This window comes from Enterobacter sp. B79-1 (assembly GCF_057444735.1).
Window position 1 is genome coordinate 333,301 of the sequence record NZ_JBYAZJ010000001.1, and the last position, 13,889, is coordinate 347,189.

At 52.9% G+C, this 13,889-nt stretch carries 14 protein-coding genes; 6 read left to right on the plus strand and 8 right to left on the minus strand.

What is annotated here, in order from left to right; all coding sequences use genetic code 11:
- Nucleotides 1-18: 18 nt before the first annotated feature.
- Nucleotides 19-1,704 (minus strand): NAD-dependent malic enzyme, encoded by a 1,686-nt coding sequence (locus AC2T6E_RS01670; protein ID WP_120158225.1) that lies wholly within the window; start codon nt 1,702-1,704, stop codon nt 19-21.
- A 382-nt stretch (nt 1,705-2,086) separates the two neighbouring features.
- Here AC2T6E_RS01670 and AC2T6E_RS01675 point away from each other — a divergent pair, with 382 nt between their 5' ends.
- Entirely contained in the window at nt 2,087-3,415 is a 1,329-nt protein-coding gene (locus AC2T6E_RS01675; RefSeq protein WP_108417383.1) for a 2-hydroxycarboxylate transporter family protein, read from the plus strand.
- A gap of 121 nt (nt 3,416-3,536) precedes the next feature.
- A complete protein-coding gene (locus AC2T6E_RS01680; RefSeq protein ID WP_486690313.1) occupies nt 3,537-4,172 on the plus strand; it encodes an ECs1377 family protein in 636 nt (211 codons plus the stop codon).
- A gap of 27 nt (nt 4,173-4,199) precedes the next feature.
- Here AC2T6E_RS01680 and pdxR read toward each other — a convergent pair whose 3' ends face one another.
- Nucleotides 4,200-5,678, minus strand: coding sequence for a MocR-like pyridoxine biosynthesis transcription factor PdxR (pdxR, locus tag AC2T6E_RS01685; RefSeq protein ID WP_486690315.1), 1,479 nt, complete (start codon nt 5,676-5,678; stop codon nt 4,200-4,202).
- Nucleotides 5,679-5,841: 163 nt separating this feature from the next.
- On the opposite strand from pdxR, the gene AC2T6E_RS01690 reads away from it, so the two are divergent.
- Nucleotides 5,842-6,297, plus strand: coding sequence for a GNAT family N-acetyltransferase (locus AC2T6E_RS01690; protein WP_010426143.1), 456 nt, complete (start codon nt 5,842-5,844; stop codon nt 6,295-6,297).
- 68 nt (nt 6,298-6,365) lie between these two features.
- On the opposite strand, the gene AC2T6E_RS01695 is transcribed toward AC2T6E_RS01690, so the two are convergent.
- Complete coding sequence (locus tag AC2T6E_RS01695; RefSeq protein ID WP_337256033.1) at nt 6,366-6,668, minus strand: ArsR/SmtB family transcription factor; 303 nt, start codon at nt 6,666-6,668, stop codon at nt 6,366-6,368.
- A 161-nt stretch (nt 6,669-6,829) separates the two neighbouring features.
- On the opposite strand from AC2T6E_RS01695, the gene fusA reads away from it, so the two are divergent.
- On the plus strand, nt 6,830-8,929 hold the full coding sequence (gene fusA / locus AC2T6E_RS01700; protein ID WP_337256034.1) for an elongation factor G: 2,100 nt from the start codon (nt 6,830-6,832) through the stop codon (nt 8,927-8,929).
- Nucleotides 8,930-9,000: 71 nt separating this feature from the next.
- On the opposite strand, the gene AC2T6E_RS01705 is transcribed toward fusA, so the two are convergent.
- The 3 genes from AC2T6E_RS01705 to AC2T6E_RS01715 all read right to left on the minus strand — a co-directional run bounded on the left by AC2T6E_RS01705 (nt 9,001) and on the right by AC2T6E_RS01715 (nt 10,486).
- Nucleotides 9,001-9,426, minus strand: coding sequence for a DUF3828 domain-containing protein (locus AC2T6E_RS01705; protein WP_120158221.1), 426 nt, complete (start codon nt 9,424-9,426; stop codon nt 9,001-9,003).
- Entirely contained in the window at nt 9,426-9,788 is a 363-nt protein-coding gene (locus AC2T6E_RS01710; protein ID WP_337256035.1) for a CHAP domain-containing protein, read from the minus strand. The genes AC2T6E_RS01705 and AC2T6E_RS01710 overlap by 1 nt, the downstream gene beginning before the upstream one ends.
- A gap of 125 nt (nt 9,789-9,913) precedes the next feature.
- Nucleotides 9,914-10,486 (minus strand): flavin reductase family protein, encoded by a 573-nt coding sequence (locus AC2T6E_RS01715; RefSeq protein WP_010426134.1) that lies wholly within the window; start codon nt 10,484-10,486, stop codon nt 9,914-9,916.
- A 108-nt stretch (nt 10,487-10,594) separates the two neighbouring features.
- On the opposite strand from AC2T6E_RS01715, the gene nhoA reads away from it, so the two are divergent.
- Nucleotides 10,595-11,431 carry an N-hydroxyarylamine O-acetyltransferase gene (gene nhoA / locus AC2T6E_RS01720; RefSeq protein ID WP_486690319.1) on the plus strand — a complete coding sequence of 279 codons (837 nt, stop codon included), beginning with the start codon at nt 10,595-10,597 and terminating at the stop codon, nt 11,429-11,431.
- A gap of 9 nt (nt 11,432-11,440) precedes the next feature.
- Here nhoA and AC2T6E_RS01725 read toward each other — a convergent pair whose 3' ends face one another.
- Together AC2T6E_RS01725 and AC2T6E_RS01730 are read right to left on the minus strand one after the other, a co-directional pair.
- Nucleotides 11,441-12,394, minus strand: a complete 954-nt coding sequence (locus AC2T6E_RS01725) for a GlxA family transcriptional regulator (RefSeq protein ID WP_416719092.1) — start codon at nt 12,392-12,394, stop codon at nt 11,441-11,443.
- Nucleotides 12,395-12,455: 61 nt separating this feature from the next.
- A complete protein-coding gene (locus AC2T6E_RS01730) occupies nt 12,456-13,169 on the minus strand; it encodes a cysteine hydrolase family protein (protein WP_120158218.1) in 714 nt (237 codons plus the stop codon).
- A 229-nt stretch (nt 13,170-13,398) separates the two neighbouring features.
- Here AC2T6E_RS01730 and AC2T6E_RS01735 point away from each other — a divergent pair, with 229 nt between their 5' ends.
- Complete coding sequence (locus AC2T6E_RS01735; protein WP_454539595.1) at nt 13,399-13,848, plus strand: hypothetical protein; 450 nt, start codon at nt 13,399-13,401, stop codon at nt 13,846-13,848.
- The last annotated feature ends 41 nt before the right edge of the window (nt 13,849-13,889 follow it).

A 13,889-nucleotide genomic window follows, 5' to 3' on the forward strand; every position in this document is an offset into this window, starting at 1 on the left:
CGCTACCCGGCGTTGAAACTACAGCGCCGACCTGCGGTATGGCGCATAGTCCGCCTGCCACCAGGTTTTTTCGATTTGCGCCAGCAAGGTCTCGTCATCCATTGCCGCCGCAACGCCTTGCTCAATCGCTGCCCGGGCGACCGCAAACGCGATATTGCGCGACACGGTGTCAATGCGGTCGACGGGAGGGAGTAATCCACCTTTTTCAGTGGTGACCAGCGGCGATTGCGCCGCCAGGCTACGGCTCGCCACCATCAACATCTCTTCGGTAACCCGCCGCGCGTTGCTGGCCAATATCCCCAGCCCCAGACCGGGGAAAATGTAGGCATTGTTACACTGGGCAATGTCGTACTGGTCGTTCTGCCAGAATACCGGCGAGAAGGGGCTACCCGTCGCAACCAGAGCGCTACCCTGCGTCCATTCGATCAGATCCTGAGGTTGCGCCTCTGCGCGTGATGTTGGATTAGAGAGGGGCATAATAATAGGGCGCGGGCAGTGGCGGTGCATCTCTTTAACTATCGCTTCGCTGAACAGCCCCGGCTGACCGGATACGCCAATCATCACGGTTGGATGGGCATTTCTGACCACCTCCATCAGCGAAATATTGCACGATTCCACCTGCCAGTCGCGAATGGCTTCCCGCGCCGTAAGCAGGTTTTTCTGGAAATCGAGCAGGTTGGTCATATCGTCGGTCAGTAAGCCAAAACGATCGACCATAAAGATCCGGCTGCGAGCCTCGGCCTCGGTTAGCCCGTCGTCGACCATCAGCGCCACGATTTTTTCGGCTATACCGCATCCGGCAGAGCCGCTGCCGAGGAAGACCACGCGCTGATCGCGAATGCGGGTTCCGGCTGCATGGGCGGCAGCAATCAGCGTGCCGGCCGTGACGGCAGCGGTTCCCTGAATATCGTCATTGAAGCAGCACAGCTGGTCGCGGTAACGCTGGAGTAATCGGGTCGCATTTTTTTGCGCAAAATCTTCGAACTGCAGTAAAACAGTTGGCCAGCGGGCGTTGACGGTACTGATAAACATATCCATAAATTCAGCGTATTGCTCGTCGCTGATGCGTGGATGACGCCAGCCCATATACAGCGGGTCGTCCAGATGTTGCTGATTATTGGTGCCGACATCCAGCATAATCGGTAACGTTGAGGCCGGATGAATACCACCGCACGCGGTATACAATGACAATTTACCAATCGGAATGCCCATTCCGCCGATCCCCTGGTCGCCAAGGCCCAAAATACGCTCTCCGTCAGTCACCACGATCACGCGAATATCATTACGCGAGAAACTTTGCAGCATTTCATCGATGCGATGGCGATTCGGCCATGAAATAAAAAGCCCGCGCGCCCGACGATAGATGGTAGAGAAATGTTCGCAGGCTTCACCGACCGTTGGGGTATATATGATCGGCAGCGTCTCCTTCATATGTTTCCGCAACAGATTGTAAAACAGGGTCTCATTGGTGTCCTGAATATTACGCAGATAAACGTGACGGGAAATATCACTTTTGAAATGACAGAATTGTACCCATGCGCGTTCGGTCTGCTCTTCAATGGTTTCAACATTATGCGGTAATAAGCCGTGCAGATTAAAATTATCACGTTCCTCTTTAATGAACGCGAGGCCTTTATTCAGTAATGGGTTTTCCAGCAGTACAGCGCCGTTATAGGGCGTGTACAGCACTTCTTTGCGAGACATGGTTGACTCCTGAAATAGTTAAAACGGATTAAATAAGATTTGCGAAGCAGGTCTGTTCTTAAGCGCGTTTATGTTTTATTTAGCGCTAATCTAGCGGTTAAACATCAGGGCGGTGGTGATAAGGGTCACACTCTTTCTGGTTTTATTAATTTCAAAATACGGGTGGTGATTAATAACTTTACTTACAAAAAGATGAATTAAGTTTATAAAAAGAAATCATTGCGGCCTTCACATTTCTGGCTGAATGCTCGTGCTAATTTCATGCTGAACCATTTTATCAATGGTGATTTAAAATTATTAAATATAAAGAATATTTTTGAACACGGGAGTTATCGGTTTTTACTCCTGTTTTTATATCCGAACCTACTAATCTGGTGATTATATGAAAGATAATCCTGTATCGACTTCTCCGGTCTCCTCGCGTTTTACGTTAGGGTTGAGTAATGCCGAAGTGGGCGCAGTCCCACTGATGTTGTTTGTGGGCATTGCGACCATCGTGGCGACGTCCGCATGGGCGGGGCTGCTGCCGAAAAATATGATCGGTGGACTGGCGGTGATCATGACGCTCGGTTTCGCCTTTGCCAAAATCGGTCGTCAGATCCCCCTGTTGAAGGACATCGGTGGTCCGGCCATTCTCTGCCTGATGGTGCCATCCATCCTGGTCTATTTTGGCGTGTTCGAAAAACAGACGCTGGATACCGTACACCTGCTGATGAAAGAGGCGAATCTGCTCTATTTCGTCATTGCCTGTCTGGTGGTGGGAAGCATTCTGGGGATGAACCGGGTGCTGCTTATCCAGGGGATGATCCGCATGTTTGTACCCTTGGTTGTCGGGACGCTGATGGCGGTAATGAGCGGGTTAATCGTCGGCTCGCTGTTTGGCTATACGCCTTACCACACCTTTTTCTTCATCATCGTGCCGATTATTGGCGGTGGGATTGGTGAGGGAATTTTGCCACTGTCGCTGGCGTATTCGGCCATACTCGGACAAGCGCCTGACGTTTACGTCGCACAGCTGGCCCCTGCCGCCGTCGTCGGTAATATCTTCGCCATCATCTGTGCGGGTACGCTGGCGCGTCTGGGAACGAAACGTCCTGCACTTTCGGGAAACGGCATGCTAACCCGCAGCAAGGACGATCAGAATCTATTTGCGGGGGCGCAAAGCGTTCAGCAGACGGATTTCCACCTGATGGGGGGCGGGCTGCTCATGGTGTGCGCATTTTTCATCGTCGGTGGTCTGTTTGAAAAACTGGTGCACATCCCTGGTCCGGTGCTGATGATCCTCATCGCCGTGCTGTGTAAGTATTTCAGGGTGATCCCCGGTTCCATGGAACAGGGGGCGCACAGTTGCTATAAGTTTGTCTCGGCAGCGCTGGTCTGGCCGCTAATGATTGGTCTGGGCATGCTGTACGTGCCGCTGGAGAGCGTGGTGGCGGTCTTCTCGGTGGGCTACGTTGTGGTGTGCGGATCGATCGTGATTGCAATGGCGTTGAGCGGCTATTTTATTGCGTCGCGTCTGAATATGTATCCCGTGGAAGCGGCTATCGTCACCTGCTGCCACAGCGGGCTGGGTGGGACAGGGGACGTGGCGATTTTATCCGCCTCTAACCGCATGTCGTTGATGCCGTTCGCGCAGATCGCTACCCGTATCGGCGGCGCATCGACGGTGATTTTCGCCACGCTGCTGATGGGCTGGATAATGGCGCACTGATTCGAAATATCAGGAGACTGAATCGCAACGGCATTTTGTGAATGCCGTTGCGGTTCAGTCCTTTATAAAAGTCGCCGCGCTGGATAGAATTACCCCATCCACAGCGACCGGATACACCACTATGACCACCCGAGTCGATTACCAGATTGAAAAATATCTCCTTACCGAAGCCGCCGAGCCGGAATGCCTGACGCGTCAGTGGGCAGAGGTGCTGGAAGAGTGTCGTGAGCAAAAATCCGGTGCTGAGGAGCGCTTGCGCCTCGCGCTGCTAAATGTGGATTATGTGACCAGCTTCGAGCTTCCCTTCAGGCTTCTCCTCACCCGTGCGCCACAGCTGATAGACGGCGTCAGAAACGAGCTGCAGCTTAGTCAGAAAAATGTTCTGTTTAACGGCAAGCGCTTTGGCTGCGTCTATAGCCTTAAAAAGGATCTCAACGGAATACCTGACGAGTTTACCTATCAGCTGAAAACGCGGATCCAGCGCAGTGACGCGACAGGATGCAATGAAGTCCCTTACCGGCAAATCGCCCAGCAGGTGAAAGCGCCCCGCGAACGCCTCAAGCTGGCGCTGGAAAACGGGCTGTCCGTGACGGCGCTCGACGGGCTTTTCTGGTTTGGCATTCAGCGCATCGCGGCGGATGTGCAGAGGCTAAGGAAAATGGGCGTGAGAATTGTGACGTCTGAGACTGAGGTCTTCGATACGCTGACAAAGACCAGCCGACGGATCCCTGTTTATAGCCTTGCTCGCCCGGAATGAGTATTCGCCGCTGACCGGTCGACGGCATCAAACATGACGGAAAATTACGGCCAGTTTTTTTACAGCGTCTTCTATTTCCCTCTCCGTGTAGGCAGCAAACCCCATCAAAAAACCGGTGGAGCCGGGGGGGCCTGCATATAAACCGGTAAGCCCTAATATATCAACGCCCGCACGACGAGCGGCGGCGGCAATCTCTTTCTCAGATATACCGTGCTTCAGGAGACAAGGCATCTGCATTCCACCCGCTGGCGCTATGCACGCAACATAATCAGAAAGATACTCTTCCATCTGGCTAGCCAGTTTGTCGCGACGAGTAACATAAACGCTCCGCATCTTGCGAATGTAGGCACCAAAATGCCCACCTTCCAAAAATTTAGCCAGCGTCAATTGGGTTATTGAGGCTGTATGGCCATCCATTAATGTCCTGGCCATGGTAAGAGGCTCTGTCAGCTCTGAGGGAACGATCATGTAAGCAATACGTAACCCAGGGAACAGGGACTTAGTGAACGTGCCGATATAAATTGTCCGATGGTAAGCATCCAGCCCCTGAAGACAGGCCATTGGCTTTCCTTCGTAGTGAAACTCACTGTCATAGTCATCCTCAATGATCCAGGCCGAGTGACGATTTGCCCAGTCAATGACAGCCAGCCGTCGGTCAAGAGAGAGCGTCACCCCGGTAGGGTACTGATGAGACGGCGTAAGGTAGATAGCTCTGGCAGGCTCGGTCAGCGAATTAAGACCGTCAACCGAGATGCCTTTTTCATCAAGAGGAACCGGAATACAGCGAAGTCCTGCAGCGTTGAACGCTTTGTGTGCCCCCTGATAGGTGGGATCTTCAATGATAATGCCATCCCCGGTGTCCATCAGCACGTGGGAACAGAGCGCAAGCGCCTGCTGAGAACTTGTCAGAATGATGACCTGTTCTGCACTCGCCCGTGTCCCGCGCTCAAGATTGACATATTCCGCGATTGCTCGCCGCAGGCGCTCCATACCCTGTGGTGGACTTTGTTCTAACGCCTGGTGCTGAAACTCCTTCAGGACCTGCCGCTGAAGACGTTCCCAGGTTGGAATGGGAAACATGCGGGTTTCAGGAATACCGGGTGCCAGCGGGCGGGGTGAGGAAAATTCGCGGATCCCGCCGCTTTCATAGATGACTTTTCCACGGGCGCTGAGTTTTGCTTTTTGTGTTTCAGCGGTTGGCTGGCGCAGTCGAGAGCGAGGTTTTAAAAACCGCGCGCTGGAAGAGACAAAGCTTCCTCGGCCTGTTTGCCGCTCAATAAAACCTTCCGCATGCAGGCTGGAATAGGCTGCTTCAATCGTATCCCGGGAAACACTCAGTGAGATAGCCAGCGCACGTGAAGCAGGAAGGGCCTTACCGTTAGATAAGATCCCTTCCAGTATCAGTGTCCGTATCGCTCTCTGGATCCTTTCGTGAAGCGGTAGCGAACCGTTTGCAGGATCGATGATCCATGCTTTAACCGTTTCAAGCTGCGCGTGCTTAAACATTACGTTGTCCACTTTTCCTCTGTGTCTCTTGATTCTAAAGCAATATTGCAGACAGCAGGATGAAAAATTGGTCTGCCTTTATGGCAAAAATTGGCGGGGAAAAACGTGCCATTCAGCAAATACACTCTTCCTGAAACGAATAACGGATAAGGAAAGAGGCAATATGAACAATACGAGCGTGACGGTTGAGGCAGTTAAAGAACGTGATTTTGAAAGCTGGATGCCACTGTGGGGTAAATACCAGGAATTTTATAATGTCGACCTCTCAGGGGCCGTCACTCAACGAACCTGGCAACGATTTTTCAGCCCCGTAGAACCGCTATTCTGCGTGGTGGCGCGATGTGATGGAGACGTAGTGGGTTTTGCGCATTATCTTTTTCACCGTTCGACCTGGGCTGAGAGCGATTACTGCTACCTCGAAGATTTATATGTCTGTGAGACCATCAGAGGCAAACACGTTGGCAAACAGTTAATAGAATATGTTCAGAAAGAAGCAAGGAAACATCATGCCGCCCATCTTTACTGGCATACGCATGAAGCCAATTATCGCGGGCAACGTTTGTACGACTGGATTGCGAAAAAAAGCGGGATGATTGAGTATCGTATGCACGTGAGATAAATCCCTTAGCTGACGTGATGCCCCTTAAATCTATACGGGGCATTTTTCAGGGGAAACCCCACATGTTCTTATGATTTCGCCTGTAAAAGTATCTCTATCAGCCCCGGAAAGCGGGCGTCCAGATCCTCTCTTCGCAATGAAATCATATTTTCCCGCCCCTGCGGGCGCTGCCAGATAACGCCGCTGTCGCGCAGTACGCGCCAGTGGTGCGTCATGGTGGATTTCACTACATCCTCCGGGCGTAGCGCATTGCAACTCAGTTCACTGCCGTCGGCCAGCCTGCGAATTATCGAGAGGCGGAGCGGGTTACCGAGGGCGAACAGCACGTTTTCCAGGAGTATTTGTTCAGGTTCGGGGTGGTTTGGGATCATGGTTTTCCTGCGTGAAATGTCAGATTGAGCTATATCAACAATAGGTCAATCGTTAAAAAATAGTTCGATAATACTCGTACAATAGGACTATTATAGCAAACGAACGAATATACGACCATCCCGGTCGTCACACTACAGTCTTGAAGACTTAAGGAAATATCATGCCCCGACCCATCCCCCTCGAACGTTATCGTAACATCGGTATCTCCGCGCATATCGATGCCGGTAAAACAACCACCACTGAGCGCATCCTGTTTTATACCGGGATGAGCCACAAGCTGGGTGAAGTACACGATGGCGCGGCAACCACCGACTGGATGGCGCAGGAGCAAGAGCGCGGTATCACCATTACCTCCGCGGCGGTCAGCTGCTTCTGGCCGGGTATGGACCGGGGGTTTGAGCCGCACCGGATCAACATCATCGACACTCCGGGGCACGTTGATTTCACCATAGAGGTGGAACGTTCCATGCGCGTACTCGACGGTGCCGTGATGGTGTATGACTCCGTGGGCGGCGTGCAGCCGCAGTCGGAAACCGTCTGGCGTCAGGCGAACAAATACAAGGTTCCACGCATTGCGTTCGTCAACAAAATGGATCGTCCGGGCGCCGATTTCTTCCGCGTCGTGCGGATGATGCAGGAACGCCTGAAGGCCAATCCGGTGCCGATTGTGATCCCGGTGGGCGCAGAAGACCATTTCACCGGCGTGGTGGATCTCATCAAGATGCGCACCATTTTGTGGGACGATGCCACCCAGGGCATGGCGTTTAGCTATGCGCCGGTCCCTGACGATCTGCTCGGTACCGCGCAAGAGTGGCGCGAAAAAATGGTCTCTGCGGCGGCGGAAGCTAGCGATGAGCTGATGGATAAGTACCTGGAAACGGGCAATCTTGATGAAGCTGAAATCATCAAGGGGTTGCGTGTTCGCACCATTGCCGGTGAAATCCAGCCGATGCTGTGCGGCAGCGCCTTCAAAAACAAAGGTGTGCAGCGCATGCTGGATGCCGTGATCGAACTGATGCCGTCGCCGCTGGACGTCCCCGCCATTGATGGCGTGGATGAAAAAGGGCAGCACGCGGAACGTCATCCGAGTGATGACGAACCGTTCTCGGCGCTGGCATTCAAACTGATGAGCGACCCGTACGTCGGGCAGTTGACGTTTATCCGCGTGTACTCCGGCGTGCTGCGCAAAGGCGACGCGGTGTATAACCCGGTAAAAGGGAAGAAAGAGCGCATCGGGCGTATTGTGCTGATGCATGCCAACGATCGCCACGAGGTGGACGAACTGCGCGCGGGCGATATCGCGGCCTGCGTGGGTCTGAAAGATGTCACGACCGGTGACACGCTGACCGACCCTAATGCGGTCATTACGCTTGAACGCATGGAGTTCCCGGACCCGGTAATTTCTCTGGCGATCGAGCCGAAAACCAAGGCCGACCAGGAGAAAATGGGTATCGCGCTGCAGCGTCTGGCGGCGGAAGATCCGTCGTTCCGTCTCCACACCGACGAGGAGTCTGGCCAGACGATTATCTCCGGGATGGGCGAGCTTCATCTGGAAATCATCGTCGACCGCATGAAGCGTGAGTTTGGCGTGGAGGCGAACATTGGTCGTCCACAGGTAACGTACCGTGAAACCCTGCGTAAAGCGGTGAAGGACATCGAAGGCAAATTTGTCCGTCAGTCCGGCGGTAAAGGGCAGTACGGCCATGTGGTGCTCAGCCTTGAACCGTTAGAGCCGGGCAGCGGCTTTAAGTTTGAAGATGCCACCAAGGGCGGCGTGGTGCCGCGCGAGTATATTCCTTCTGTTGAGAAAGGACTGCGTGAGGCCATGAACTCTGGGGTGCTGGCGGGATATCCGGTTGTGGATGTGAAAGCCACCCTGACGTTTGGTTCGTATCACGACGTCGACTCCTCGGAGATGGCCTTCCGCATGGCGGCGATCCTGGGCTTCAAAGAGGGCGCGCGTAAAGCGGATCCGGTCATCCTGGAGCCCGTGATGCACGTGGAGGTGGAAACACCGGAAGAGTACGCCGGTAACATCATGGGCGATCTCTCTTCCCGACGCGGCATGGTGCAGGGGATGGCAGAGCAGTACGGCAGCCAGATTATTCGTGCCGACGTGCCGCTCGCAGAGATGTTTGGTTACGCCACCACCTTGCGCTCGATGTCCCAGGGGCGCGCGACGTACACGATGGAGTTCCATCATTTCGCAGAAGCACCGCGGAATGTTGCGGATGAGATTATTTCGCGGCGTGCTAAGTAGTTAATTAATTGCACATGGTAGTCGTTAGGCTACCATGTGTTTTTATTATTACGACTGGGAGCTTATGCCTGTTACTTAATTAGCGTCGCCGATCGAACTTTCCATTTTCCTTGTTCTTCAACGAGACAATCCGCAACAACATGATCTTGCTTCTTACCAAACGCGATATAGACGTTTGTGCAAACGGCGTCAAAATCAGAATGTAAGACGGTTATCTGATTCCAGTCATCATCCCAGTCCTGTGCTTTGATAAACATATCCGCGTCGGGCATATCTTTTTCATTACTGTCACCTGAATACAATTCTTTAACTGCTGCAATTGTCCCAGAGGCAACGTAATCATTCATAACATCTGGATTGAGTACGGGCGGTTTGTTCTGTTCTAACTGCGCGATATACCATTGATTGAATTTAAGCGCTGCCTGGCCCGGTGTATAAATGTTTTCTGCAACCGCGAGCGGAGAAAGGGTGAAAAGTAATAAGTAGAGTGGTTTCATTAATCATGCCTGAACAGTTCGTAATGAGGTTGTATGTTGCGGTAAGCCTGTCCTGGATACAGGGTGCGTTGTACAAAATCGCTGATCCACTGCTGACCATCGTATATGCAAACGTGCCCGCTATCGTGACCCACAATATTTTGGATAACGGCTACGTCACCGGCATGAGGTTGATCGTATACCAGGCGGAATCCAGCGTTGACCAAGGTACGGCCCATATCTTTCGCCAGACGCGTATTGGGGATTTTTAATCTTCCCCCCGTTCTGATCGCTTCGGTGACGTAGCGAGCACAATAACCGGTGCTCTTCGATTGGGCGTGTGATTTGGCATACGAGATTGCGCCATCTTTATTCCATGGCATTGATATTTCCTTAACGCGTGAGTGCTAATGCAGCAACTCCGGAAATATCCTCCGTTTTACAACGCAATAGTAAACATAAAATGCCATAGAAATTTCATATAATTCAGACCTATATGATTAAAAAATCAATCCAGCGCCTTCACAATCTTCCCACTCGCCACAAACGTCCCGGCACCAAGATGATGTAGGGTATTCAGCTTATCCCCGTCAAACTGCCAGCGTCCGGCGACAAACGCGCGTTCGTCGGCTGCCGCTGAAACCACTTCACCAAACAGGGTGTCATATTTTTCTGCCGCAGAAGTTACAGGTAATAACCGGCACTCCATCCACGCCAGACATTTCTCTTCAATAACCGGCAGGCCAAGTTCAGGACCGTTCACGACCGGGATCCCATAGCAGTTGAATTTGTCTTCATCGCGCCCGCTGACGCTACCGACCGCGTATGTCCAGTTGGCCGCTGCCACGCCGGGGATGACGATGCCAAATTTCCCGCTGCGCTCAATCAGCTCACGTGACCAGGTACTTTTATCCACGACGATCGCGATGCGCGGCGGTTCAAACTCAACGGGCATTGACCATGCGGCGGCCATCACGTTGCGTCTGTCGAGGCTTTCATCCCGACTGGTGATAAGCACAGTCGGACCGTGGTTCAGCAGACGGCTGGCATGACGTAATTCAACAGGGCGAAAGTGATTCATAGAGGCTCCTTATTTACTTTGATGAGTATGACGAAAAAGCACGTAAATCAAAGTGGGCGCATAAAATTAGTTTATAAACAAAACATCGCAATCAAAGGAAACTGATTAATGTCCCCATTTCTGACCGCCTATTTCGCTCGCATCGGCTGGACGCAACCAACCGCTGTTGATATCGACACGCTGCGCGCGCTGCATTTACACCACAACTGTGCGATCCCTTTTGAAAATATTGATGTCGTTCTGCCGCGAGAGATCCACCTTGAGGATCAGAATCTGGTCGACAAGCTGGTCTCCGCGCGCCGCGGAGGTTATTGCTTTGAGCAAAACGGCCTGTTCGAACGCGTATTGCGCGAAGTAGGCTTTACGGTACGCAGCGTGCTGGGGCGCGTCGTTCTGGCAAATCCGTCGCAAATGCCGCCGCGCACGCATCGCCTGCTGCTGGTGGAGCTTAACGGTGAACGTTGGATTGCCGACGTAGGGTTTGGCGGCCAGACGTTGACGGCGCCGATTCGTTTGATTGCCAATGAAGAACAAGAGACGCCGCACGGGCTGTATCGTCTGCTGAGTGAGGGTAACGACTGGGTGCTGCAGTTCCGCCACCACGAGCACTGGCAGTCGATGTATCATTTTGACCTGACGACGCAGTATTTCAGTGATTACGTGATGGGGAATTTCTGGTCGGCGCACTGGCCGCAGTCGCATTTCCGTCACCATCTGCTGATGTGTCGTCACTTGCCTGACGGCGGCAAGCTGACGCTAACTAACTTCAACTTTACCCACTGGCAAAATGGCCATGTGGAGGAGCAGATCCATTTGCCGGACGCTGAAGCGCTTTACCGACTGATGCAGGAACGCTTTGGACTGGGCGTTGACGATGCAAAACACGGATTTTCACTGGCTGAGCTGTCGGCCGTGATGGCGGGCTTTGAAACGCAGGGAAAATAACTCGCTTCATTATCGGCCGCGAAACTCGCGTCGATAGCGGGAAGGTGAGGTATTGAGCAGATTGTGAAAGTGACGGCGTAAAGAGGTCGTCGAGGGAAAACCGACGCGCTCGGCAATGTCATCCACAGGCTGGTCGGTTTTTTCGAGATAGCGCTGTGCGACGATGATGCGCTGGTTGAGCAGCCAGCGCGAAAAACTTTCCCCCGTGGTTTGCTGGAACCGTCGGGTAAAACTGCGTCGGCTCATGCAGGCTTTTTCCGCCACGCAGTCCAGCGTGAGTGCGAGCTGGAGATTCTCCGTCGCCCAGGCCAGCGCATCGGTGAAATAATCCCCGCGACGCGTATTCTGAACCGGCAGCTCGACATACTGTCGCTGCCCGCCCTGGCGGTGCGGCGGTACAACCAATAAGCGCGCCACGCCGTTTGCCACTTCGGCACCCCATGCCTGACGCACCAGATGCAGGCAGCAGTCAATACTCGCCGCCGTTCCGGCGGAAGTGACAATGTCACCATCATCAATATAAAGCACGTCTTTATCCATTTGCACGGAGGGAAAGAGGCGCTGAAAATCAGCCGCCCATCGCCAGTGCGTTGTCGCAGGACGATGTTCCAGTAACCCGGCGGCGGCAACAACAAATGCGCCCATGCACAAACCCACAATGCGTGCACCCGCAGCATGGGCCTTTTGCAGCGCCAGCAGAAGGTCGCGATCCGGGGCTCGCTCGGGAACATCCCAGCTTGGGACGATCACCATATCCATTCCGGCCAACGCATCCAGCCCGCGTTCAACAACGATAGAAAATCCGGCATTGGTCTTCAGTACGCCGGGCGTCGTGGCGCAAACAACCAACTGATAAAGGGGCTCGCCTTGTGGTGTGAGTGCTTTCTCAAACACGGCATACGGCACCGAAAGGTGAAAAGGGATGATGCCATCAAATACCACAATACCAATTTTCAACGTCATAAAAGCCTCCATGTGCCAGCCAGTATAGAAGTCAGTCTGGCGACAGGGATCAAGTCCGGTCTTATTTTGTGACCGGAAGTGCCATAACGTCTTTGGTGGTCATTACCTCAGCGAATACATCGGCCACACCGGCTAATGCCGCCCGCTGCAGCGTTTTGTGATCCACCACGCCGCCCTTGCCGTCATCCAGATCGCGCGTTGCCGTTGCATCTTCAGGAATAATCACGCTGTAACCCAGCGGTACAGCGTCGCGCGCGGTGGACGAAATGCACATGTGCGTCATCAGGCCAATCACAATCACATTTTTAATCCCTTTTTTCTTTAATTGCGCATCCAGATCGGTGCCAACAAAAGCGCTCGGGGTCGCTTTGGTGATAATGGCGTCTTGCGCAGAAGGCTGCAGATCTTTATGGAACTGCGCATAAACAGATCCTTCGGCAAACAGCGGGCTGTCTTTCGGCCCCATATGGCGAACGAAGTAGACCGGCATCCCTTTTTGATGGGCATAGCTGACCAGTTTTTGACTGTTTTTCAGCACGTTTTCACCATCCGGGATCACCATCTGACCGCGAAAATCTTTTGATGCGTAATATTCGTTTTGAATATCCACCACAATTAACGCGGTTTCAGACGCCGATAAGGATGGGGTAGCTTCTGCGCCCGTCATTGCGCGAATGGTTTTGGTATTCATACGGGTTGTCTCCTGCGCGGTAGCATAAGTGCAAAATGCGCTCATCATGCCGATTATCACTGCCGTACGAAAAAAAGCTTTCATCACGATAACTCCCTCTGTGTTGTGTTCGGGAGCCATTATTCCTCACCGTTTCCAACGGCAGGAGTGACCTGAAGAACCAATAACGGTACTTTTGGGCCATTATGAGGCGATATTCAGTGGTGGAATTTTCTTCTGCAAAACGGCATGCTTCAGTCTTAATCGCCCGGTGGCGGCTACGCCTTACCGGGCCTACAGCCCACGCGGCGGCATTACTCGAAGGCATGTTGATATGGAAATCGTATTACGAAATAAATTCAGTTCATTGGGAATGTTTTTGGGGGGAATTGCACTCATTCTCTCAATCGTTCAGTTTTCATTCGGCCCGTTTTCTCCAAAGCCGCCAGCGCTTGAGGTTATTGTTGCTGAGAAAGTTTCTGCTGTAAAACAAGGGGTAATTGCGGGATTAAAGGGAGAGCGTCCTGCTGCCCGAACCGAAAAAACGACGGTTGATATCGACAGCATTATTCTTAACGCCGGGATTATACTCGCTGTTGTGGCACTGGGACTTTCGTTCATCGGAGGAATGTGCAAGGAGAGCCGTTGGGGGATCTCTGGGGCACTTCTATTCTCAGGGCTAACGCTGACCTATCATGCTGTGCTGCTTGCGTTCGGGCTGATCGTCGCAGTGTTGTTGCTGTTATTTATTCTCTCTCTGGTAACCGGAGGTTCCGTAGGCTGATTATAGCCCGATGGCGGCTACGCCTTACCGGGCCAGGAGGA

Coding starts and splice junctions, on each gene's coding strand:
- AC2T6E_RS01670 (WP_120158225.1), bottom strand. CDS start 1,704: ATGTCTCGCAAAGAAGTGCTGTACACGCCCTATAACGGCGCTGTACTG.
- AC2T6E_RS01675 (WP_108417383.1), top strand. CDS start 2,087: ATGAAAGATAATCCTGTATCGACTTCTCCGGTCTCCTCGCGTTTTACG.
- AC2T6E_RS01680 (WP_486690313.1), top strand. CDS start 3,537: ATGACCACCCGAGTCGATTACCAGATTGAAAAATATCTCCTTACCGAA.
- pdxR (WP_486690315.1), bottom strand. CDS start 5,678: ATGTTTAAGCACGCGCAGCTTGAAACGGTTAAAGCATGGATCATCGAT.
- AC2T6E_RS01690 (WP_010426143.1), top strand. CDS start 5,842: ATGAACAATACGAGCGTGACGGTTGAGGCAGTTAAAGAACGTGATTTT.
- AC2T6E_RS01695 (WP_337256033.1), bottom strand. CDS start 6,668: ATGATCCCAAACCACCCCGAACCTGAACAAATACTCCTGGAAAACGTG.
- fusA (WP_337256034.1), top strand. CDS start 6,830: ATGCCCCGACCCATCCCCCTCGAACGTTATCGTAACATCGGTATCTCC.
- AC2T6E_RS01705 (WP_120158221.1), bottom strand. CDS start 9,426: ATGAAACCACTCTACTTATTACTTTTCACCCTTTCTCCGCTCGCGGTT.
- AC2T6E_RS01710 (WP_337256035.1), bottom strand. CDS start 9,788: ATGCCATGGAATAAAGATGGCGCAATCTCGTATGCCAAATCACACGCC.
- AC2T6E_RS01715 (WP_010426134.1), bottom strand. CDS start 10,486: ATGAATCACTTTCGCCCTGTTGAATTACGTCATGCCAGCCGTCTGCTG.
- nhoA (WP_486690319.1), top strand. CDS start 10,595: ATGTCCCCATTTCTGACCGCCTATTTCGCTCGCATCGGCTGGACGCAA.
- AC2T6E_RS01725 (WP_416719092.1), bottom strand. CDS start 12,394: ATGACGTTGAAAATTGGTATTGTGGTATTTGATGGCATCATCCCTTTT.
- AC2T6E_RS01730 (WP_120158218.1), bottom strand. CDS start 13,169: ATGAAAGCTTTTTTTCGTACGGCAGTGATAATCGGCATGATGAGCGCA.
- AC2T6E_RS01735 (WP_454539595.1), top strand. CDS start 13,399: ATGGAAATCGTATTACGAAATAAATTCAGTTCATTGGGAATGTTTTTG.